17 protein-coding genes, 2 tRNA genes and 2 pseudogenes are annotated in these 20,745 nt (G+C 74.9%); 5 read left to right on the top strand and 16 right to left on the bottom strand.

What is annotated here, in order from left to right; translation table 11 throughout:
• Positions 1 to 36 precede the first annotated feature (36 nt).
• From aztD to lnt, 6 genes are all read right to left on the bottom strand, one after another.
• A complete protein-coding gene (gene aztD, locus HLB15_RS10810) occupies positions 37 to 1,320 on the bottom strand; it encodes a zinc metallochaperone AztD (RefSeq protein ID WP_171105458.1) in 1,284 nt (427 codons plus the stop codon).
• A gap of 123 nt (positions 1,321 to 1,443) precedes the next feature.
• Positions 1,444 to 1,866, bottom strand: coding sequence for a VOC family protein (locus tag HLB15_RS10805; protein ID WP_171105455.1), 423 nt, complete (start codon positions 1,864 to 1,866; stop codon positions 1,444 to 1,446).
• A 71-nt stretch (positions 1,867 to 1,937) separates the two neighbouring features.
• A complete protein-coding gene (locus tag HLB15_RS10800) occupies positions 1,938 to 2,396 on the bottom strand; it encodes a DUF6518 family protein (RefSeq protein WP_229785014.1) in 459 nt (152 codons plus the stop codon).
• A gap of 224 nt (positions 2,397 to 2,620) precedes the next feature.
• Positions 2,621 to 4,111 carry an HNH endonuclease gene (locus tag HLB15_RS10795; protein ID WP_308424917.1) on the bottom strand — a complete coding sequence of 497 codons (1,491 nt, stop codon included), beginning with the start codon at positions 4,109 to 4,111 and terminating at the stop codon, positions 2,621 to 2,623.
• Between the two features lie 108 nt (positions 4,112 to 4,219).
• On the bottom strand, positions 4,220 to 4,843 hold the full coding sequence (locus HLB15_RS10790; RefSeq protein ID WP_171105453.1) for a GyrI-like domain-containing protein: 624 nt from the start codon (positions 4,841 to 4,843) through the stop codon (positions 4,220 to 4,222).
• A 109-nt stretch (positions 4,844 to 4,952) separates the two neighbouring features.
• Positions 4,953 to 6,548, bottom strand: coding sequence for an apolipoprotein N-acyltransferase (gene lnt, locus HLB15_RS10785; protein ID WP_171105452.1), 1,596 nt, complete (start codon positions 6,546 to 6,548; stop codon positions 4,953 to 4,955).
• 232 nt (positions 6,549 to 6,780) lie between these two features.
• Here lnt and HLB15_RS10780 point away from each other — a divergent pair, with 232 nt between their 5' ends.
• Positions 6,781 to 9,090, top strand: coding sequence for an exo-beta-d-1,3/1,6-glucosidase (locus HLB15_RS10780; RefSeq protein ID WP_171105450.1), 2,310 nt, complete (start codon positions 6,781 to 6,783; stop codon positions 9,088 to 9,090).
• Here the strand turns inward: HLB15_RS10780 and HLB15_RS10775 are convergent, their stop codons facing one another.
• Positions 9,091 to 10,938 (bottom strand): LamG-like jellyroll fold domain-containing protein, encoded by a 1,848-nt coding sequence (locus HLB15_RS10775; protein ID WP_229785012.1) that lies wholly within the window; start codon positions 10,936 to 10,938, stop codon positions 9,091 to 9,093.
• 142 nt (positions 10,939 to 11,080) lie between these two features.
• Between HLB15_RS10775 and HLB15_RS10770 the strand changes: the two genes are divergently transcribed.
• Both HLB15_RS10770 and HLB15_RS10765 read left to right on the top strand, forming a co-directional pair.
• A tRNA-Ala gene (locus tag HLB15_RS10770) sits at positions 11,081 to 11,153 on the top strand.
• 118 nt (positions 11,154 to 11,271) lie between these two features.
• Positions 11,272 to 11,646: a DoxX family protein gene (locus tag HLB15_RS10765; protein WP_171105445.1), complete on the top strand. Its 375-nt coding sequence runs from the start codon at positions 11,272 to 11,274 to the stop codon at positions 11,644 to 11,646.
• Here HLB15_RS10765 and HLB15_RS10760 read toward each other — a convergent pair.
• Positions 11,639 to 12,277: a TetR/AcrR family transcriptional regulator C-terminal domain-containing protein gene (locus HLB15_RS10760; RefSeq protein ID WP_171105443.1), complete on the bottom strand. Its 639-nt coding sequence runs from the start codon at positions 12,275 to 12,277 to the stop codon at positions 11,639 to 11,641. The genes HLB15_RS10765 and HLB15_RS10760 overlap by 8 nt on opposite strands.
• Before the next feature lie 69 nt (positions 12,278 to 12,346).
• On the opposite strand from HLB15_RS10760, the gene HLB15_RS10755 reads away from it, so the two are divergent.
• Together HLB15_RS10755 and HLB15_RS10750 are read left to right on the top strand one after the other, a co-directional pair.
• Complete coding sequence (locus HLB15_RS10755; RefSeq protein WP_171105440.1) at positions 12,347 to 13,303, top strand: zinc-binding alcohol dehydrogenase family protein; 957 nt, start codon at positions 12,347 to 12,349, stop codon at positions 13,301 to 13,303.
• 11 nt (positions 13,304 to 13,314) lie between these two features.
• Positions 13,315 to 14,469, top strand: a complete 1,155-nt coding sequence (locus tag HLB15_RS10750; RefSeq protein ID WP_171105438.1) for an FAD-dependent monooxygenase — start codon at positions 13,315 to 13,317, stop codon at positions 14,467 to 14,469.
• Positions 14,470 to 14,475: 6 nt separating this feature from the next.
• On the opposite strand, the gene HLB15_RS24795 is transcribed toward HLB15_RS10750, so the two are convergent.
• The 8 genes and pseudogenes from HLB15_RS24795 to HLB15_RS10710 form a co-directional block, all read right to left on the bottom strand.
• Positions 14,476 to 15,153 (bottom strand): Rossmann-fold NAD(P)-binding domain-containing protein, encoded by a 678-nt coding sequence (locus tag HLB15_RS24795; protein ID WP_171105436.1) that lies wholly within the window; start codon positions 15,151 to 15,153, stop codon positions 14,476 to 14,478.
• Positions 15,154 to 15,286: 133 nt separating this feature from the next.
• Positions 15,287 to 15,865, bottom strand: a pseudogene (locus HLB15_RS24790) (MBL fold metallo-hydrolase); the annotation flags it as partial.
• A 221-nt stretch (positions 15,866 to 16,086) separates the two neighbouring features.
• Complete coding sequence (locus tag HLB15_RS10735) at positions 16,087 to 16,713, bottom strand: superoxide dismutase (protein ID WP_171105433.1); 627 nt, start codon at positions 16,711 to 16,713, stop codon at positions 16,087 to 16,089.
• A gap of 96 nt (positions 16,714 to 16,809) precedes the next feature.
• Positions 16,810 to 18,870 (bottom strand): SigE family RNA polymerase sigma factor, encoded by a 2,061-nt coding sequence (locus HLB15_RS10730; RefSeq protein WP_171105431.1) that lies wholly within the window; start codon positions 18,868 to 18,870, stop codon positions 16,810 to 16,812.
• Between the two features lie 140 nt (positions 18,871 to 19,010).
• Positions 19,011 to 19,083, bottom strand: a tRNA-Ala gene (locus HLB15_RS10725).
• A 92-nt stretch (positions 19,084 to 19,175) separates the two neighbouring features.
• Positions 19,176 to 19,841: a histidine phosphatase family protein gene (locus tag HLB15_RS10720; protein ID WP_171105429.1), complete on the bottom strand. Its 666-nt coding sequence runs from the start codon at positions 19,839 to 19,841 to the stop codon at positions 19,176 to 19,178.
• Positions 19,838 to 20,275 (bottom strand): ribosome silencing factor, encoded by a 438-nt coding sequence (gene rsfS / locus HLB15_RS10715; protein ID WP_171105427.1) that lies wholly within the window; start codon positions 20,273 to 20,275, stop codon positions 19,838 to 19,840. Before rsfS ends, HLB15_RS10720 begins: the two co-directional genes overlap by 4 nt.
• Positions 20,272 to 20,745 (bottom strand): annotated as a pseudogene (locus HLB15_RS10710) (hypothetical protein); the annotation flags it as partial. The gene rsfS and the pseudogene HLB15_RS10710, both read right to left, overlap by 4 nt.

Raw genomic sequence — 20,745 nt, 5'->3', positions numbered from 1 at the left:
CGCCGGAGAGGGCGAGGATCCAGCACTCTGCGGTGTTCAGTGGTCGTGGCCGTGGCCGGCGCCCGTGACGCCGCTCAGCTCGTTCGGCGTGACGCCGAGCTCGGCCGACTTCCACACCTCGCCCGACTCGACGTCGACCGCGTGGATCGAGTCGGTCGCCGGGTCGGTCACGTACACCGACCCGTCCAGCGCCAGGATCGCCGGCCGCGGCTCCTGCCAGTCGAGCGGCTCCTCCCACGCGTCGATGACCGGGATCGACGCCGTCAGCTCTGCCGTCTCCGGGTCGATCACGTGGACCTCACCGTCGGTGCCGAGCACGAGCGCCTCGCCCTCCGCGCCCCGGGCGAGCGACCGGAACGTGTACGACGACGGCAGGTCGACCAGCTCGAGCGACCCGTCCCGGGTGTCGATCAGGGACACGCGGGTCGGGCGCTCCAGCTCGGCGTCCGGGTCGGTCTTGTAGTCGCCGAGCACGACGGGCGACGCCTCGGTGCCCGCCTGGTTGCCGATGCGACCGTAGGCGTCGGGCGCGGCGACCTTGGTGATCTCGCCGTCGGTGTAGACGAGCGCACCGTCCTCGCAGCCGATGACGACCGCCTCGTCGGCCGCGACGGCCTCGCCGTGCACGCCGGGGCACTCGTCCGACGCCGCGACCTCCTCGCCGGCGGCGTCGAGCACCCGGATGCCGGTGCGCGCGTCGGGCGTGCCCTCGGAGACGACGAGCGTGTCGTCGGACAGCGGGACGGCGACGCCGTGGTGCGGCTCCGGGGTCGTGTGCTCCCGCGCCGCGGCGTCGTGGTCGGCCACGTGCTCGGAGTCGACGACGCGGACGAGGCCCGTGCCGTCGTCGAACAGGGCGGTGCGCCCCTCGTGGACGACGACGTGGCCGGGCTCGGTGGCGTCGTACCGCACGTCGGTGAGGGCCGGCTCGGCCGTCCAGAAGTGGTCGTGGTCGCCGTGGCCCTCGGCCCAGGTGCCCAGGTCGAGGGCCTGGAACCCGCCGGTGGTGGAGACGAGCAGGTGGCGCTCGTCGCCCGCCGGGTTGAGGCGTGCGAAGCCGTCGAGCCCGATGTCACCGACGGGCTCGAGGGTCAGGGCGTCCAGGACGAGCACGCCGCCGTCGTAGGTGACCGCGACACGGGGCGTGCTCGCCTGCGCCTCGGTCGCCTCGCGCTCGTCGTCGTGGGCGTCGTGGGCGTCCGTGGCGGACGGCGACGGCGAGCCGGCCGCCGCCCCGCCGTCCGTGGCACAGGCGCTCAGCAGGAGCAGGGACAGCGCGGCACCGAGTCCTGCGGCCGCGCGGGTGGTGTGTCGGTTCATCGTGGTCGGGCGGCCGGAGACCGCCCACTCCCTCCCTCTGGAATGACAATCATTCTCATGTCGATCCGGAGTCAAGCAGATCTGAGAACGATTCTCAAACAGGTATCAGAGGGAGGGCGGTCGTCAGGCGCCCTCGGCCGCGAAGGCCTCGGCCATCGCCGCCTCGTCCAGGAAGGCGACCTCCCAGTGGTGACCGTCGAGGTCGGCGAACGCCCGGTTGTACATCCAGCCCAGGTCCTGGGCGTCGTTCGACTCGGTGCCGCCTGCCTGCAGGGCGGCGTCGGCGATCCGGTCGACCTCCTCGCGCGAGCCGACGCCCAGCGCGTTGATCACCTCGACGCCGTCGGTCGCGACGGGCCGCTTGGTGAACGACGTGAACCTCGTGTGGTTCATGATCTGGACGAAGACGGTCTCGCCCAGCGCGAGGCTCGTCGACGACTCGTCGGAGAACTCCGGGTTGACCGAGGCGCCGACGGCCTCGTAGAAGGCCCTGCTCGCCTGCACGTCGGCGACGGGAAGGTTCACGAAGATCTGGGTGACGGCCACGCCGGGCTCCTTGCGGTGTGAACGGAAGCGGGAACACCCTGTCGACGCCGCGGGCGCCGCGAACTCATCGGTCACCCCAGGGACGCGTACCCCACCGGCACGCCCGCCGTCACGACGAGCGCCGTCACCACCGCGACGGCCGCGGGCAGCGGGCCGCGGACCCGGCGCACCAGCATGCCGACCAGCAGCGCGAGGGCCGCGACGCCGAGCACCGACCAGTACACGGGGCTGGTCGTCTCGTGCACCACGGTCAGGCCGTACACCGCCTCCCCCAGGCCGACGCCCGCGAGCACGCCCGCGGCCAGGGCGGCACCGAGACCGGTGCCCCGCAGCCACGCCGCGGCGACACCGACGAACGGGCCCACGACGATGCCGATGACGAGCCACGTCGTGGGGTCGTAGTAGTAGCCGCGCAGCTGGGCGGCCACACTGTAGCCGAGCAGGAGCACCACGAAGGTCGCCGTGCCGAGCGCCGCCGCGGGGCCGGTGCGGAGGCGGGACCAGAAGACGAGCGCCACGGTGAGGATCATCCACCCGCTCGACGAGTTCGCGAACGAGGAGAGGGCCTCCGGCAGGAAGCCCTACGCGTACGACGTCAGGCCGCCCAGGAGAAAGCCGGCGAGCACGACGAGCAGCGCGCGCACGAGGGGGCGGGTGAGCAGTGCGCCGGCGGACGGCGTCCGAGAAACCGTGGTCATACCGCGAACCTAGGTCGCCCGGCCCGGACCGCACATCGGACCGAGGTTTGACGGCGTCAACCCCCGGGTGGATGCGACCCTGACCCGGACCGCCGGGGTGTTCCCCGCCGGGGCCGGAGGATCGCTCCGCCGCGCGGCGCGGCCCTGCCGAGGGCGCGCGGCGGCCGTGGCAGGACCGACGCATACGTGTGCCCCGTCGAGGTCACGGTCTCGGCGACCTCCGGACCGTCCTCGCCCGACAGTCTCTGCACCCAACCGGGCGCCTGCTTCGCGTGGTTGCACCGGACGCACAGCCCTTGCGCGTTCGCCAGGCTCGTCGCGCCTCCCTCGCCGTACGGCAGCACGTGGTCGGCGTGCCGGACGGGCGCGTCGCAGTACGGCGTCGCGCAGATGCCCTGCTGCCTCGCGCGGAGCACCGCGGAGATGCCGGAGGGGAAGAACCGGCTCGTGCTCGTCGTGGCCAGCATGCGCCCGGCCGGGCTCACGTAGATCGCCCGCAACCAGGCTGCGTCGGCGTCGACACCGGCGGCGACCAGCTCGCGCGCCACCGGTGCGGGCACCACGCCCGCACCCGCCGAGGAACCCTCCAGCACCACCCCGGGGTCGGCGCCGCCCGCGAGCAGCGTCTCGTCCGACACGAGGAGGTTGACCGTGACCGGGACGTCGTCGGCCCGGTCACGGCCGGTCACGCGCTCGATCAGCGCGTCAGCCATCAGCTGACCGCCGGAGCGCCCGTCGCCCGCGGCCCGCGCCGCGTCGGCGTGGGCCCGCAGCTGGGCGTAGGCCTGGATGCCCTGCTTCATCGGCACCAGGGCCGTGAGGTACACCATGAGGTCGGGTGCAGGGCGCACCGAGACGTGCCGCTCCCCCTCGGCCCTCGCGAGCCGCCGCACCGTGGCGTGCACGTCGAGCCGCGCGGCGATCGCCTGGACCCGCGCGGCGAGCCGCTTGGCGCCCAGCCCGGCGAGCGCCGCCAGGTCGCGGCAGACCTCCTCGTCGACCACGGCACGGTGCTCCGGGCTCAGGTGCGACGTCTCGCGCACGAGGATCATGGCGCGCCACTCGCTCAGCGCCCCGACCCGGAGCGCCTCGAACGTGTACGGCATCTGCTGCACCCACACGCGGGCGGCGCCGAGGAAGGAGGCGCCCGCGTGCGGCGACCGGGTCATCGCCGCGCCCACCTGCGCCGGCACGCCGCGGCCCCGGCGCTCCGCCCGGACACCCTGGTCAGCCTCCGCCGCGCGGGTCACCTCGTCCAGCGCGACGGCCGCGCGCGCCTGCGCGGCCGCGACCGAGTGCTTCACCTTCTCGAGCTCGGCCAGCAGATCGACCCAGGCGGCCGCGGTCCCGCGCGAGACCGAGCGCACCGGGTCACCGGCGCCGGGCAGCACGCCGTCCGCGATCACCGCTCGGAGGCGCGCCACGAGCGAGGCGTCGAGCACCGGGGCGGCGCCGGACATGCCGGGACCACCACGCCCGGGTTCCGTGGGCGCGCGACCCGGCGCCAGGTCGGCTGCCACGCCGACGCGCTCGCGCACCTCATCCATCGCACCCACCTCGCACATCGCCTCCGTCGTGGCATCATCCTATCGAACACCTGATCGATCCGCTGCGCGGCCGACACCCCTGTGGACAACCCTGCACGGGGCCCCGCCCTACTCCGCGACCTCCACCGGCTGTCGCAGGATCGTCCGCCGCTTCTCGGGCGCCACCCGCCGCACGTCGCTCAGATAGATCTCGTGGTGCCGCCCCGCCAGGCGCAGTCCGTTCGCCGGCACGAACTCGTCGTGCATCCGCGCGAGCACCTCCGCCTCGTCGTCGAACGAGCCGACGTGCAGCGTCTGCACGCACCGCCCCTCCGCGAGGCGCTCGAACCGCACGTCGTCGAGCCGCGCGGGAGCGCCCCGCCCGCGCACCCGTTCGACGGCCTCGGCGACCAGGTCCGGCCCGACCCAGTCCGGCTGCAGCACCATGAGCGTCCAGTCCCAGTGCGCCTTGTCCCGGCGGACGGTGAACACGTCCAGGTCGCGCGCCCACCACAGCCCCTCGAGCGGCATGACGACGAAGTCACGCCCGAGCTGCTGCCTGCTCGCGAACTTCACCGCGTACGCCACCGGGTAGAGCGCCTCGACCGCCGCGGCGAAGACGTCCGTGTTCGGGTCGCCGTGCCCGTCGACCACGAGGTACTGCTGGTCCGGGACGTCGAGCAGCCGGAACCGGCCCCGCTGTGCCCGGTACGCGTCGAGGCTCTTCTTGAGGTCGACCTTGGCACCACCCATGAGCACCCCCGTGTCGAGAATCCGCCGCCGGCTCCGTCCCAGCACCGTAGCGAAGGACACCGACACGCGTGCCGACCGAGCCGGCACCCGGGTCACGGCACGCCCGAGCTCAGGCCCGCCGTCGCCCCGCCACCGCGAGCGCCGCCAGCGCCAGCACGGTGCCGACCACGATCCCCCGCTGGAGCCACGGCCCGACGAGCACGCCCGCGGTGACGCCGTCGCGCAGCTCGACGTCGGTCACGATGATCCCCGCCTCGTCGGCGGGCAGCGCGGGCCCGGGTGCGCCGTCGGGCCCGAAGACCTGGCTGGTGCCGGTGGTCGAGAGGTTGACCACGGCACGTCCGGTCTCGACGGCGCGCATGCGCGCCATGGCCGTCTGCTGCAGGTTCTCGTCGGTGCCGCGGAAGTCGGCGTTGTTGGTCTGGAACATGTACGCCTGGGCGCCGCCCTGCACGCCCTCGCGGACGACGTCGTCGAACACGACGTCGAAGCAGATCGCCAGACCGACGACGGCGTCACCCGTGTCGACGACGGGCGCGTCGCTGCCGGGGCTGTACTCGCGGGCGAGCAGGTTCACGAGGCTGGGCACGATGGCGCCGTAGAACGCGCGGTCGGGCACGTACTCGCCGAACGGCACGGGATGGCGCTTGGCGTGCGTGGCGGTGGGCCCGCCCTCGGTCCAGAGGAAGGACGTGTTGAACATGCGGTCGCCGCGCCACGACGCCGCGTTGACCAGCAGCGGGGCCTGGTAGCGGCGGGCGGCCGAGGACAGCGCGGTGGCCGCACCGCCGTCGGCCACGGGGTCGGCACCGACACCGCCCTCGGGCCAGACGACGAGGTCGACGCGCTCGTCCTCGAGGGGCTCCGACGCGTCGAGCTGGGCCCGCAGGAGGTCGCCGGGTTCGCGCTCGTCGACGTAGGCGGCGGGGCCGTCGCCCTGGACCGCGCCGACGCGCAGCGTGCCCGCCGGCGTGGTGGGGAACTGCGGCAGGGCGACCAGCACGGCCGCGAGCGCCACGGCGGGCACCCCGGTGAGCCACCGGCCGCGCCCGGCCGACGGCGCCGCCGCGGCGTGCCGCACCACCTCGATGACCGCGGCGCACAGCAGCACCATGCAGAAGGTGAGCCCGGACACCCCGAGCCACGACGCGACCGGCGCGACGGGGCTCGCCGACTGGCTCATGCCGAGGCGCCCCCACGGGAACCCGCCGTACGGCCAGGAGCCGAGCACGAGCTCCCGGGTGGTCCACGCGCCCGCGACCACGAGGGGCAGGACGGCGAGCCGCACGGCCCGCGTGCCGCGCCACCGGGGCACCCAGCGGTAGGCCAGCGCGATCAGCGGCGACACGGCGGCGGTGAGGAGCGTCTGGGACGTGGCCAGCGCGACCCACGGCACCCAGCCGAGCGGGTCGTCGCCGAGGAACCGCGACGACCAGGACACGTGCGGGAACCAGAACGCCGCGCCGAAGGCCGCGCCGACGAGCACGGCGCCCCAGGCGCGCCGCCCGACGAACGTGACGAGCGACGCCGCGACGGCGACGTAGGCGAGCGGCCACCAGCCCAGGGACGGGAACGCGGCATCGAGGGCGAGCCCCGCGAGCGCGGCCACCGGCACGGCGGCCCACAGCGGCAGCAGGGGCGGGGCGGAGGGCGTCGGGTCGCCGGAGGCGGTGCCGGGGGTCGGCTGCGCGAGGGCCTGGGTCACGCCCGCAGTGTCCCACCCCGGGCTGGGAACGACCGCAGGGCGAAACGGTTTCTCCCAAGAAACCTACCGACCTGTAAGTTCGGCGGGTACGATCGGGCGCCGACCCGGGTGACCGACCAGGCCGCACGACGAGACCGACAAGACCGAGGAGTGCCGTGGCAGCGGAGCGCGAGCAGGGGGTGCGCCCCGAGGGCGCCCGGACGGACCGGACGACCCGGAACGAGGGCACGCGATGAGCGAGGCGACGACGACCACGGCGGCCTACCTCGACCCGGCCCTGCCGGTCCCCGAGCGCGTCGCGGACCTGCTGGGTCGGATGACCGTCGCGGAGAAGGTGGGGCAGATGCTCCAGCTCGACGCCCGCGGCGACTACGAGGGCGACATCCTGCACAAGCACGTCGGCTCGATCCTGCACACCTCGCCCCACCGGCTCGAGCGTGCCCACGAGCTGGTGCAGCAGACGCGGCTGCGCATCCCGCTGCTGGTCGGCGAGGACTGCATCCACGGCCACTCGTTCTACGAGGGCGCCACGATCTTCCCGACCCAGCTCGGCATGGCCGCGTCCTGGGACCCGGGGCTGGTCGAGCAGGCCGCCCGGATCACCGCCGTCGAGGCCGCGGCGACCGGTGTGCACTGGACGTTCAGCCCCGTGCTCTGCATCGCCCGCGACCTGCGCTGGGGCCGGGTCGACGAGACGTTCGGCGAGGACCCGTACCTGATCGGCGAGCTCGCCTCCGCGATGGTGCGCGGCTACCAGGGCTCCGGGTTCGACGACCCGACCGCCGTCCTTGCCACCGCCAAGCACTTCGCCGGGTACTCCGAGACGCAGGGCGGCCGTGACGCGTCGGAGGCCGACATCTCCCGCCGCAAGCTGCGCTCCTGGTTCCTGCCGCCGTTCGAGCGCGTGGCCAAGGAGGGCTGCGCCACCTTCATGCTGGGCTACCAGACGATGGACGGCGTGCCGATCACGATCAACGACTGGCTCCTCAACGACGTGCTGCGCGGCGAGTGGGGCTACACCGGCACGCTCATCACCGACTGGGACAACGTGGGCCGCATGGTGTGGGAGCAGAAGGTGCAGCCCGACCACGCGCACGCCGCAGCGGCGGCCGTCCGCGCGGGCAACGACATGGTGATGACCACGCCGCAGTTCTTCGAGGGCGCCCAGGAGGCGATCGACCGCGGCCTGCTCGCCGAGTCGGACCTCGACCGCGCCGTGGCGCGCATCCTCACGCTGAAGTTCGAGCTCGGCCTGTTCGAGAACCCGCGCAGGCCCACGCTCGACCGCGACGCCGCTCTGATCGGCTCCGCCGCGCACGCCGAGGCCAACCTCGAGCTCACGCGCCGCTCGCTGGTCCTGCTGCGCAACACCGGCGCCCTCCCCCTGGCCGGCGGCTTCACCGCCCGGGACGACGCCGGACGCGCCACCGGGGCCGGTGCCGACCGGCCGCGGCGCGTCGCCGTCGTCGGCCCGCTGGCGGACGCCGCGCAGGCGCAGCTCGGCGACTGGGCGGGCAGCTCCGGCCAGGCCGACTGGCTGCCGGACGGGCACCCGCGGCACATGATCAGCACGGTGCTCGACGGCCTGCGCGACCTGACCCCGCAGGACTGGACCCTGACGTCGGCCCTCGGGGCGGAGATCGTCACGCTGGTCACGCCGCCCGAGGGCGACACCCTGCCCGACGGCCAGCCGCGCCCCAAGATCGCGGTGCCGTGCGAGCCCGACGCCGAGCTCATCGGGGAGGCGGTCGCGCAGGCACGGGAGGCCGACTACGTCGTCGCCGTGGTCGGCGACCAGGTCGAGCTGGTGGGCGAGTACAAGTCGACGGCGACGCTCGAGCTCGTCGGCGGGCAGGTCGCCCTGCTGGACGCGCTGGCGGAGACCGGCACGCCGCTGGTCGTCGTCGTCATGGCGTCCAAGCCGCTCGTGCTGCCCACCTCCGCGCTGGCGGCCGACGCGCTGCTGTGGGTCGCGAACCCGGGCATGCGGGGCGGGCAGGCGATCGCCGAGCTGCTGCTCGGGCTGATCGAGCCGTCCGGGCGCCTGCCGATCTCGTTCGCCCGCCACGTGGGCCAGCAGCCCACCTACTACAACCAGGTGCGCGGCCAGCACGGCACGCGGTACGCCGACCTCACGCAGGAGCCCGCCTTCGTGTTCGGCGAGGGCCTGTCCTACAGCAGCGTCGAGTACGCGGGCCTGGAGGTGCTCGACCCCGAGGTCGCGGCCGACGGCGTCGTGCGCGCGCGGGTCACGCTCGCCAACACGGGCGCCCGCCCGGTGCGCGAGACCGTCCAGGTGTACGTGAGCGACAGCGTGACGTCGGCGAGCTGGGCGGACAAGGAGCTCAAGGGCTACCGGCAGGTCGACCTCGAGCCCGGTGCACGCACCGTGGTCGAGCTGGACCTGCCGGTCGCCGCCTGCACGATCGTCGACCGGGAGGGCCGCCGCGTGGTCGAGCCGGGCGCGTTCGAGCTGCTGGTGGGGCCGTCGTCCCGGGACGCCGACCTCCTGCGCGCGGGGTTCGAGGTGCTGCCGGGCTGATCAGCGGCCGGTGAGGAACTCGTCGGGCCGCAGGGCCCGTGACACGATCCGCGTGTCGCCGATCCAGCCGTAGAAGCCCTGGCCGTAGCGCTCGGCGGACTGCGTGCCGCCGAGCGCGAACGGCTTGCCGAGCGTCGCGATCCCCCGCCCCTCCTCGGCCGCGTTGCGCACGATCCTCGACCCGTCGACGTACATGGTCGTGTGCCGGCCGTCGTTCACGACGGCGACGTGCGTCCAGCGCCCGACGGGCAGGGCGTGGCTCCACGACGTCGGATCGGCGTCGACCGGCACCGGGTACGCGATGAACTGCAGGAACCGTTCCCCGGACAGGTTGAGGCTGCACGTCGGGTCGTCGTCGGACCAGCCGCTGTGCTTGCCCGCGTCACCGGCCCGGCCCTCCCACCCGAGGATGCCCATCCAGGCGTGGTCACCCTCGAACGGGTCCGGCAGCCGGAGGAACGTCTCGATGGTGTAGCCGCGCTCGAACGTCATGCCGTTGACCGGCGCGTCCGGCCCGGTGCGCAGGACGGCCCCGCGGTCCGGCGCCTTGCCGCCGTCGAACCGGAGGCTGGCGTGCGCGGGCTGCCGCTCGTGGTGTGCGGCGGACCAGGTGAGGGCCTCGGGACCGCTGTCGTGCAGCAGCGTCGCCGTGAGGTGGTTGCCGTGGCCGGACAGGTCGCGGGCGACCGTTCCCGGCGGCACCGGCGCGCCGTCGTCGCCGGCCGCGCCGAGGCCCGCGCCGTCGAACCGCCAGTAGGCCACCGTCCCGCGCGGCAGGACGGCCGACGGCGGGCGGGGCGGCGGCACCGGTGCGGGCGCGAACGCGGCGAACCGCTCGTCGAAGTCGATCTCGACCGTGAACCGGTCGACGTCCCCGGTGAGCTCGACGTGCTCGCGCTCGAGCGGCGTCGGGTCGCGCCTCTCCCGCAACCACGGGGAGAACGTCTCGACGTCGATCACGTTCCGCGCGAGGTCGAACCGGTAGTAGCGCAGCATGCCCGCGCCCCCGTAGTAGCGGTCCTGGTAGTTGGTGACGTGCAGGTGCACGTCGTGGCCCGCGTCGTTCGTCAGCGTGGTGCGGCCCGACGGCCAGTAGTGCCCGCCGAGGGCCAGGAACACCTGGTCGTTGCCGCGGACCAGGCGGTCCCAGAGCCGGCTCCCGTGGTCGGAGAGCTGGGCGACCCCGTCGTCCTGCGCCCACACGAGATCGTGGGTGGTCAGCACGGTGGGCAGCGGGTGGGCGTCCAGCACGCGCTGCGCCCAGGCGAGCCCGGCGTCCGAGACCCGCCAGTCGAGGGCCAGCACGAGCCACTCCCGCCCGCCTCCCCGCACCACGTGCGCGCTGTTGTACCCGTCGGGCGACGACCCCCGGTACGTCGCCATCCGGGCGAACCGCCGCGGGCCGAAGGTGCGCAGGTAGGGGGTGTCGCCGCGCTGGTCGTCACCGCTCACGTCGTGGTTGCCCGCCAGCACGCTGTAGGACAGGCCGCCCGCGGCCTCGAACGCCTCCCGCGCCGCGCGCATCTCGGTCTCGGTGCCGTGCTCCGTGACGTCACCGAGGTGGGCCGTGAAGGCGATCTGGTCGCGGTGCCGCTCGCGCACCAGGTGGCGCAGCGTCGCCCGGACGGGCTCGGCGTCGGAGCCGCCCTCGTCGAGGAGGTACTGCGTGTCCGGCACGACGGCGAGCGTGAAGCGCAGGTCGCGACCCTCGGCCGGACCACGTCCCGCGACCGGGGAGGAGGGCGCGGCGGCCGACGCGGGCGCGGCGGAGGCGGCGGAGGCCGCCGACAGGACGGGGACGGCGGCGGCCGCCCGGAGCAGGGAGCGGCGGGAGAGCTGAGGATCCACGGCGCACAGCCTCCACGGACGGGCTGACGTCCGGGTGACGCGCGCCGGAACGGGGGCTGTCCGTGCGGCGACGGCTCGCTTTGGCCTTCGGGCGCTGATCGGTCTATGCTCAGGGGGCTCGCCCACCTGGGCGGACATTCTCGGGGCTGTGGCGCAGCTGGTAGCGCACCTGCATGGCATGCAGGGGGTCGGGGGTTCGAGTCCCCCCAGCTCCACCCGAGACACCGCGTCCCGCACACCGTGCGGGGCGCGGTTCGTCGTTCCGGGGTGTGTCACATCCCCGCACCGCCGCCTCGTCGGACCTCGTGAGAGCACCCGTCACGAGGAGAAGACATGGACATCGCGCTCTGGGTCGTCGCAGGACTGTTCGGCACCGGGTTCGTCGCCGGCGGCGCCGTGAAGCTGGCCTGGCGGTACGAGCGGTTCGCGGACGCCACCGGGTGGGCGCACGACTTCACGCCGGGCAAGGTCCGCGCCATGGGCGTGCTCGAGATCCTGGGCGGGCTCGGCATGACCCTGCCCGCGCTGGTCGGCGTGCTGCCCGGCCTCGTGCCGCTCGCCGCCTCGGGCATGGCCCTCTACATGGCCGGCGCGGGCACCGAGCGGGTCCGGCGCTCGGAGTGGACGCTCCTGCTCGGCGACGTCGCCTTCCTCGCCGCGATGCTCTTCGTGGCCTGGGGCCGCTTCGCGGTGGTCCCGTTCACCTGAGCCCTCGCGCCGCCACCCCGTCCAGGACGACGGCGAGGTGCCGCTCGAACCGCGGGTCGCCGTCGTCGCGCAGGTGCCCGGCCTGCTTCACGAGCGGGACCCCCTCCCCCAGCCACTCGTCGCGGCGGGCGGTCGAGTACCGGTCCGGGTCGGACTCGCGCGGCAGGCTGCGCTCCTGCTCCTCGATGACGAAGCCGACCACGAAGGCCACCACGAGGTCGATCGCGTCGTCCGCCTCGGTGAGCGTCATGCCCGCGGCCGTCCAGCGCTCGAGCCAGGGCTCCTTGAGCCGGACCAGCCCGGGGTCGGTGAGGCGCGTGCCGCTGAAGGTCCGCGCGCCGTCCCGGTGCCGCAGGAGCTCCGCCCGCAGCGCCCGTGCGTAGCCCGCGAGGTCGTCCCGCCAGCCCGCGCCCGGCGGGAGCAGCGCGACGGCGTCCGCGACGCGGCGCATCACCGTGGTGCTCATCTCGTCGAGCAGCTCCTGCTTGTTGCGCAGGTGCCAGTACAGCGCGGGCGGCCGGACGTCGAGCCGGGCGGCCAGCGACCGGACCGTGAGGCCTTCCATGCCCGTCTCGTCGAGCTGTTCGAGCGCCGCTGCCACGATCCGCTCCCGCGTGATCCCCTTCGCCATGGTTGACACCTTAACAACGTTCAGGCAACCTGGGGACATCGCGTCCTGAACTTAGTTAAGGAGATCCCGATGCGCGCAGCCGTCGTCACGTCCCCCGACCGGCCCCCGGCCCCCGCCGAGTTCCCCGAGCCCGAGACCCGGCCGGGGCAGGAGCCGCTGCACCTGGTCGGCGCGGGCCTGCACCACGTCGTCCGCGGGCTGGCCGCCGGGCGGCACTACGAGAGCACGAACGCCTACCCCCTGGTCCCCGGCGTCGACGCGGTGGCCCGCGCCGCCGACGGCCGGCTCGTCTACACCGGCTTCCCGCGCGCCCCGTGGGGCACCATGGCCGAACGGCTGGTCACGCCGTTCGCGCTCGACGTGCCCGACGGCGCCGACCCGCTCGCGGTCGCCGCGGGCATGAACCCCGCCATGTCCGGCTGGATGGTCCTCACCGCCCGCCGCGCCGAGGTCGGCCGGCTCGGCACCGTGCTCGTGCTCGGCGCCACCGGCATGTCGGGCTCGCTCGCGGTGCGGGCCGCGCTGGCGCTGGGCGCCGACCGCGTCCTGGCGGCCGGGCGGGACCGAACGGCGCTCGAGCGTCTCGCCGCGCTCGACGTGGTCCCCGTGCCGCTCGGCGAGGGCGGCGACCTGGCCCGGGCCGTGGCCCAGGAGCCGCCCACCCTCGTGCTCGACTTCGTCTGGGGGCCCGTCGCCGAGGCCGCGTTCGCCGCGCTCGCGCAGGTCCGCCCGGCGGACGGCGCACCGGAGACCGCGTACGCGCAGATCGGCTCGCTCGCCGGCGAGACGGCGGCCGTGCCCGCGTCGCTGCTGCGCAGCCGCCGGATCCGGGTCACCGGCAGCGGCATCGGCTCGGTCTCGCGCGAGGCGCTGCTCGCCGAGGCGCCCGCGATCCTCGACCGGTTCGCCGACGGGACGTTCGACGTGCCCTACACCGCCTACCCGCTGAGCGAGGTCGGCGCGGCGTGGGCGCACCGGGGCCGCGACCGCGTCGTCGTCGTGCCGGACAGCGCGGTCGCGGGCTGAGGGCGGCCACGGTGGAGAGGCGTGCCCTCGTGGTGGGGCTCGGGATCGCGGGCATGGCGGCGGCGATCGGGCTGCGGCAGGCCGGCTGGACGCCGGTCGTCGTCGAGCGGGCCGCCGCACGACGCCGGGGCGGCTACTTCGTCGGGCTCATGCCGGACGGCCGACGGGCGGCCGAGGAGCTCGGCGTGGCCCGCCACCTGCACGTGCGCAACCCGCCCGACGAGGCGCAGGCCTGGGAGCTCGACCGCCAGGGCGGCCGGGCGCCCGGCCTGGGCTTCCTGGACCAGCCCGGCCGGCCCGCCGCGGTGCTCCGCGGCGACATCGAGGAAGCGCTCTGGCGCACGCTCGCGGAGGGCCGGCACCCGCCCGACGTGCGGTTCGCGACCACGTGCACCGCAATCGACGACGACGGCGACCGCGCCGAGGTGCTGCTCGACCACGCGGGCCACCGGTACCGCGAGACGTTCGACCTGGTGGTCGGGGCGGACGGGCTGCGGTCCGGCGTCCGCCGCGCGGTGTTCGGCGACGGCCACCTGACCCGCTGGGGCGCCATGATCTGCGCGTTCGAGCTCCCGGACCAGGTACCGGCCTTCCACCCGCAGGACAGCGTCGTCAGCGCCCGGCCGGGCCGGGCGGCCTGGGTGTTCGCGTTCGCGGACCGCCCGCCGACGGCGCTGCTCACCTGGCGGACCCGCGACGCCGGGCGGCCGGCCGACCGCCAGGCCGGCGTCGCGCGGGTGCGGGACGCGTTCGCCGGGATGGACGACGCCGTGGTGCGGCACGTCCTCACGGGCCTGGAGCAGGCGCCCGAGCACCTCCTCGACTCGGTGCACCAGGTGAGGATGCCGCGCTGGAGCTCCGGCCGGGTCGTGCTGGTGGGCGATGCCGCCTGGTGCCTCACGCTCTACTCCGGCCACGGCGCGAGCACCGCGCTGCGCGGGGGCGCCGCCCTGGGCCGGGCACTGCGCGAGCACCCGGAGGACCTCGGCGCCGCGCTGACGGTGTGGGAGGCCGGGCTGCGCCCGGCCGTCCGCTCCCACCAGCGCGTCGCACGCCTCAAGCAGCAGCTCTTCGTCCCGTCCGGCCCGGTGGCCGCGGCGGCCCGGCGGGGCATCCTGCGCCTGGGCGCCGCGTCGCGGGCACGACGGTCGCAGAGCGCCGCCTGACACCCGTCAGCCGCGCGCCGCGCCGGGCCGCTCGACCCGCGCCACGAGGTCTCGGACGAACGCCTCGATCGTGGTCGGGGTGCACGTGTCGGCGCCGCGCGGCTGACGCATCGCGATCCGTCGCTCGGCGACGTCGAGGGTCATCGCGGTGGTGCCCGCCGCCATGTGCTCCGAGAAGCCGTCGGCGAGCAGCGCGTCGCGCATCGTCTCGGCGTCGATGCGGACGTAGGCGGCGTCCGGCATCCCGAGGGCGGCGGCGACCGCGGTGAGCTGTTCGAGCGTGATGTCGGCCGGCCCCTGCAGCTGGAGCACCCGCGTCGGCGGCACGCGCTGCCCGGTGAGGACGTCGGCCGCGACGGCCCCGATGTCCCGGGTGGCGATGGCAGGCAGCGGGAGGTCGCCGGGGATCAGGCCGTGGGCGCGCCCGGTGGCGCGGATCTCCTCGACGAGCGGCAGGGCGTTCTCCATGAACCAGCCCGGGCGCAGGTGGACGGTCTCCGGGACACCGAGGGCGTCGATGGCGTCCTCCAGGCGCCGGAGTCCCCAGACCGGGCCTCTGGCGCCGTCGTGGTTGGCGGCCCAGCCGCTGAGCGTGACGACGCGGCGCACCGTGGGCTGGTCCCGCAGCGCCCGGACGTTCGCGTCGATGACCCGGCGCAGGTGCGCCGGGTAGGACGCTGACACCGGCCAGCTCGGCGAGCTCCTCCCGGCGCAGGCCGGGGACGCGCCGGGACGTCCCGGAGGACGGCGCGATGCCGAGCTGCTCGGGCGTCACCGCGGCGCGCCGGGCGCGCAGGAACGCGCCGAGGCCGTCATCCGTGCCCCGCGGGGGTCGCTCGTCGCCCCAGAACAGGACCTGTGCGCCACCGGCGTCCAGCACGTAGCCGGTGTGGCCGGGCGTGTGCCCGTGCAGGTCGACCGCGGTGACGCCTGCAACCGGCCGGTCCCCGTACTCGACCACGCGCAGGCGGCCCGCGCGCCGGTACGGCTCCAGCGCCTGAGCGGCCCACGCGTGGATCTGCGCCTGCACGCCCTCGGCCCGCCCAGCGGTGTCGCGGTCGAGCCAGTGGGCGACGTCGGGGCGTGCCACGTGCACGACCGCCCGCAGGAACGCGGGCGCACCGTCGGGGGTCACCAGACCGAAGGCGTGGTCGGGGTGCAGGTGGGTGACGAGGACGTCGTCGACGTCCGCGGCCGTCAGGCCCGCCGCCCGGAGGTTGTCGAGCAGGTGACCCGTGCCCGGGCCCAGGGAGGTGCCCGCACCGGCGTCGACCAGCACGGTGCGGCCGGCGGCCGCGAACAGGAAGGCGTTGACCGCGGTCAGCAGGTCGCCCTCGGGCGGGAGGAACCCGTCGGCGAGGAGGTCGGCGAGGCGCTCGGGCCGTTCCCCGTGCATGTCCGAGGAGAGGATCGGCAGCGCGCCGTCCCAGACCGTCGTGACGACGGTCGAGCCGACCCGGGTCCGGGCGAAGCCCGGGGCCTGGACGGTGGGTGGGAGGACAGAGATCGTCATACGTCCATCGTTCGCGCTGCCGCGGCGGCGTACCACACCACGTCGTGGGTAGGCAGGACGAGGGGCCCGGCCGACGGCCGGGCCCCTCGTCGTCCGTCGCCGGGTCAGGCCGGCGTGAGCAGCCCGCCGGTCGCGGCCCGCGCCCGCTCGAGCCGCGCGGCGACGTCCTGCCAGCTGGCCAGGTTCCAGAACGCCTTCACGTAGTCCGCCTTGACGTTGAGGTAGTCCAGGTAGAACGCGTGCTCCCACATGTCGAGCATGAGCAGCGGCGTGATCCCGAGCGGCACGTTGGCCTGCTGGTCGAAGAGCTGGAACACCGCCAGGCGCTGCCCCACCGCGTCCCAGCCGAGCACCGCCCAGCCCGAGCCCTGGATGCCGGTCGCCACCGCGGCGAAGTGCGCCTGGAACGCGGCGAAGCTCCCGAACTGGTCGGCGATCGCGGCGGCGAGCTCACCCTCCGGCTCGCCGCCGCCCTCGGGCGAGAGGTTGTGCCAGAACACGGTGTGGTTCGTGTGCCCGCCGAGGTTGAACGCCAGGTTCTTCTCGTGCAGGTTCACCGCCGCCAGGTCGCCGGCCTCGCGCGCCTGGGCGAGCGCGTCGAGCGCGGCGTTGGCGCCCGCCACGTACGCGGCGTGGTGCTTGTCGTGGTGCAGCTCCATGATCCGCCCGCTGATGTGCGGCTCGAGCGCCGCGTAGTCGTAGGGCAGGTCAGGCAGGGTGTAGACGGGCATCGTCCTCGTCCTCTCGTGTGGATGTCCTACGACGCTAGGACCTGAACCTAGGTTGAGGTCAACGACCGCCCCACGTGACGCCCGCCACACCGAGCCTCACCACGACGTGCGCACGGTCACCAGGCTCTGCTCGAGGTCGCCGTAGCTGAACGAGTCCCCGCTCTGCAGCTGCTCCAGCTCCGCGCGGTCGTGCTCGACCCACACGACCCGGTCCCCCGCCGCGGCGACGTCGAGCCACGAGGTCGCTCCGTCGTCCGGACCGAGGGCGGTCAGGGCAGGGTCGGGGACGCCGTCGCGCGGCGCGAGGCGCAGGAAGAGGATGCGGTCGCCGTCGGCCCACACGACGCCGTCGTGGGTCGCGCCGACCGTCCACCCGCCGTCCTCGCGGACGACGGTGGCCTCGTGCGCGGCCGCGTCCAGTGCCACCATCCACGTCCCGACCTCGAACAGCACGGTGTCGCCCGACGCGAAGGCGTAGCTGTTCCACGCCAGCTCCTGGTCGACCTCGGCGAACGTCCGCAGGCCGTCCTCGACGGTGAGCAGCCCGACCTCGCTCGGCCCGTCGGCGGGGTTGCGCGTCACCACCACGCCGTCGGCGCCGTCCGAGACGGCGCACACGTCGGTCACCACGTCCCGCTCGACGGCGCCGTCCGGCGCGTCGAGGTCGACCAGGTCGACCCGGCCCATGCACCGGTCGACGGCGCCGAGGTCGTCGGTCAGGCGCACGATCGCGAGGGTCCGGCCGCCGGCCGCGATCTTCCAGAGGGTTCCCTCCGTCTCGCCCTCGAACCGGGCCACGGTGCGCACGCCGCCGTCCGGGTCCTGCACACGGACGGAGGCGGGCCCGAGATCGACGTCGCCGTCCACCCAGGCGACGTGCGTGTCGGTGAGAACAGGGTCGGGGACCGCCGCGTAGCGGCGCGGCTCCACCGCGGGGCCGGTCGCGGCGGCACTGAGCTGCCAGTGCTCGAACCCGTCACCGTCCGCGGCCGGGCGCACGAGCGCCGTCACCGGCTCGGAGCCCGCGGGGACGTCGGGGCGCGGCAGGGCCGCCGCCAGCGTCCCGTCCGCACGGACGGTGAACGGCACCTGCAGGGTCGAGCCGTAGGCGCCGCTCAGCATCACCGCCGGCGGGGTGCCGAGCTCCGCACGGTGCTCGGTGACGTGGTCGAGGCACTCGACGGCCGGCCGCGCGTCGTCGGCGTCCAGCGTGCGGACGACCGTGAAGTCACCGGTCGGCGCGTCGCCCGGGACCGGGACGGTCCGCGTCGGGTCCGGCGTCGGGACGTCCGTGCCCGCGCACGTGTCCGCGGGGAGGGCGGCCGCCGCCGGGACGTCGACGTCGCCCAGCCCGACGGCGTCGTCCGGCGCCGTCACCGCGCTCACGTCACGGACCGGGCCCTCGGCCTCCGTGTCGACTGGCACGCTGAACGTCGCCACGAGCCAGCGGTGCGCAGGACCGGTGACGGCGTCGAGCATCGGGACGCCGGTCGGTCCGTGCGCCAGCAGCGCCACGAGCGCGCACACCGCGACGGCCGCCGCGGCGAGCGCACGGTCGCGCCGCACCCGGCGGGCGACGGCCGCCTTGCTGCGGGTCAGTGTCTCCCGGCCGTCGAAGGTCGGCTCGTCCGCCGCCTCGGGGACGACGTCGGTGAGGAGGGTGCGCAGCCGTTCGAGCCCGCGCGAGCTCGCGGACTTCACCGTGCCGACGGAGCGCCCGATCTCCTGCGCGACCTGTGCCTCCGGCAGGTCGAGGACGTGCCGCAGCACCACGACGCGGCGCTGCTGCGGCGTGAGGGAGCCCAGCGCCCGCGCGAGCTCGTCGCGGAGCGAGACCCGTGCGGCGTGGTCGTCGGCGTGCGCCACGGGGAGGTGCTCGTCGCCGGGGACGTCCGTCAGCCTCGTGCGCCGCCACGTGTCCGTGCGCAGGTTGACGAGCACCTTGCGCGCGTACGCGCGCGGGTCGCCGTTCCGCGCCTTGTCCCAGCGCCGGTACACCCGCTCGAAGGTGCCCTGCACGAGGTCCTCGGCCAGGGTACGGTCGCCCGCGAGGAAGTACGCCGTCCGGAAGAGGTAGGGGCCGTGCGCCTCCACGAAGGCGACGAACTCCTCGTCCCGCGACGAGCCGCCCACCCGGACCTCGACCCGATCTGCCACAACTGTCTCCATGCCTGTGTCCACGCACCGCGACCCGCGGAGGTTGAGACGGTATCGGAGGCGATGGCCGGGGACGACGAAGGCCGCCCCTCCCTCGCGTGACGCGAGGGCCGGAACGGCCTCGGACGATGATCTCTGGGTGGAGCTGGGGGGACTCGAACCCCCGACCCCCTGCATGCCATGCAGGTGCGCTACCAGCTGCGCCACAGCCCCGAGATGGTCTCCCCCAGCCTTGCCGGCCGGGCGAGCGTCGTCAGTCTATGCAGACCGACGCCAGGGACCAAATCAGAATCCGGTGGGCTCGGTCACTGCCGCGCCTCCGGCCCGGACTGCCAGGTGTCGAGCGGGTAGCCGGCCCCGACGTTGTGCGCCACGAGCCGCCAGGCGGGCGTGGCCCCGGGGCCCGAGGCCCGCAGGTGCGACCAGTGCACGTTGTGCAGGCCGTGCAGGCCGCGCCACACGGCGGGGTCGAGACCCAGCAGCCGGGTGACGGCCTGTGTGATCGCCGACCCGTGCGAGACCACCACCAGGGTGTCCCCCGGGCTCAGCGTCTCGGCGTGCCGCAGCACCGACTCCTCCATGCGCCGCGCCACCGTGGCCTTGGACTCCACGCCCTCGACCGGCGGCTCGCCGCCGCTGCGCCACACGGCGTGCTCGGCCGGCCACCGCTCGGCGATCTCGGCGTCGGTCAGGCCCTCCCAGATGCCGAACGACCGCTCGCGCAGCCCGGCGTCGGTCAGGACGTCCAGGCCCACGTGCCGCGCGTACGCCGCGGCCGTGTCCCGGGCGCGCTCCAGGTCGCTGGAGACCACGAGGGTCGCCTTGTGCGACGCCGCGAGCGCCGTGGCACCCTGCTCCGCCTGCCACCGGCCGACCTCGTCCAGCGGGATGTCGATCTGGCCCTGCAGGCGCAGCCCGGCGTTGTAGGCCGTGCGCGCGTGGCGCAGCAGCACGATGGTCCCCGCTGTCACCGCTGCGGGTCTCCTGCCAGGTGGATCGCGCCGTCGTCCGGCTCGCGGTACTCGGAGGCGTCGCCACCGCCGCGGGCGTCCTCGGGCAGCTCGATGGCCGGGCAGTCCTTCCACAGCCGCTCGAGCGCGTAGTAGGTGCGGTCCTCGGCGTGCTGCACGTGCACCACGACGTCGCCGAAGTCGAGCAGGACCCAGCGGGCCTCCGCCTTGCCCTCCTGCCGGATGGGCTTGGCGCCCTCCTTGAACAGGGCGCGCTCGACGGCGTCGACGATCGCGGAGACCTGGCGCTCGCTCGCACCGGACGCGATGAGGAAGACGTCCGTGAGGACGAGCTGCTCGCTCACGTCGAGCGCGATGATCTCCTGCGCCTTGACGTCGCTCGCGGCGCGCGCCGCGACCACGGCGAGCTGGGTGGCGCGCTCGGTCGCCGTCATACGAGTCCTCCCGGGACGGTTGCCGAGGCGAGGCCTGGCAGGGTGTTCAGCCAGGCGGCCGCCTGGCCGTCGGTGACGGAGCTGTCGCCCTCGAGGACGAGCTTCCAGACCAGCAGGCCCAGCACGAACGCGACGACGACGAGGATGATGTAGTGCAGCCAGGTGTACTGCGGACCCTCGTCCTCCTCCTCGTCCCACTCGTCCTCGACCTCGCGGCGCGCCGACCGGGAGGGGGCGGCGGCGGGTGCGGGGAACGGCGGCTGACCGGGTCCGCCGACGGGCCCGGAGCCGGGCCGGGGCGGGAACGGCGAGTCGGGCTCGGCCGGGGCACCCGCCGGCGGGACGGACTGCGGCAGCGACTGCGGCGCCGAGGCCGGGCTCGCGGCCTCCCACGGCAGGGCGGGGGCAGGGGGCGCACCGGCGCCCGGGCGCTGCTGGCTGAGACCCCCCGGACGCGTGCCGAACGGCGA

The sequence above is a fragment of the Promicromonospora citrea genome, from assembly GCF_013004695.1.
GTDB classification, from domain to species: Bacteria; Actinomycetota; Actinomycetes; order Actinomycetales; family Cellulomonadaceae; genus Promicromonospora; species Promicromonospora citrea.
Note: the sequence above shows the minus strand (reverse complement) of the source record. Positions and strands in the feature narration are given on the sequence as shown.

Excerpts from the sequence above, each read along its gene's own strand:
- aztD (WP_171105458.1), bottom strand. The coding sequence starts at position 1,320 with ATGAACCGACACACCACCCGCGCGGCCGCAGGACTCGGTGCCGCGCTG.
- HLB15_RS10800 (WP_229785014.1), bottom strand. The coding sequence starts at position 2,396 with ATGATCCTCACCGTGGCGCTCGTCTTCTGGTCCCGCCTCCGCACCGGC.
- HLB15_RS10795 (WP_308424917.1), bottom strand. The coding sequence starts at position 4,111 with ATGGATGAGGTGCGCGAGCGCGTCGGCGTGGCAGCCGACCTGGCGCCG.
- HLB15_RS10790 (WP_171105453.1), bottom strand. The coding sequence starts at position 4,843 with ATGGGTGGTGCCAAGGTCGACCTCAAGAAGAGCCTCGACGCGTACCGG.
- HLB15_RS10780 (WP_171105450.1), top strand. The coding sequence starts at position 6,781 with ATGAGCGAGGCGACGACGACCACGGCGGCCTACCTCGACCCGGCCCTG.
- HLB15_RS10765 (WP_171105445.1), top strand. The coding sequence starts at position 11,272 with ATGGACATCGCGCTCTGGGTCGTCGCAGGACTGTTCGGCACCGGGTTC.
- HLB15_RS10760 (WP_171105443.1), bottom strand. The coding sequence starts at position 12,277 with ATGGCGAAGGGGATCACGCGGGAGCGGATCGTGGCAGCGGCGCTCGAA.
- HLB15_RS10755 (WP_171105440.1), top strand. The coding sequence starts at position 12,347 with ATGCGCGCAGCCGTCGTCACGTCCCCCGACCGGCCCCCGGCCCCCGCC.
- HLB15_RS10735 (WP_171105433.1), bottom strand. The coding sequence starts at position 16,713 with ATGCCCGTCTACACCCTGCCTGACCTGCCCTACGACTACGCGGCGCTC.
- rsfS (WP_171105427.1), bottom strand. The coding sequence starts at position 20,275 with ATGACGGCGACCGAGCGCGCCACCCAGCTCGCCGTGGTCGCGGCGCGC.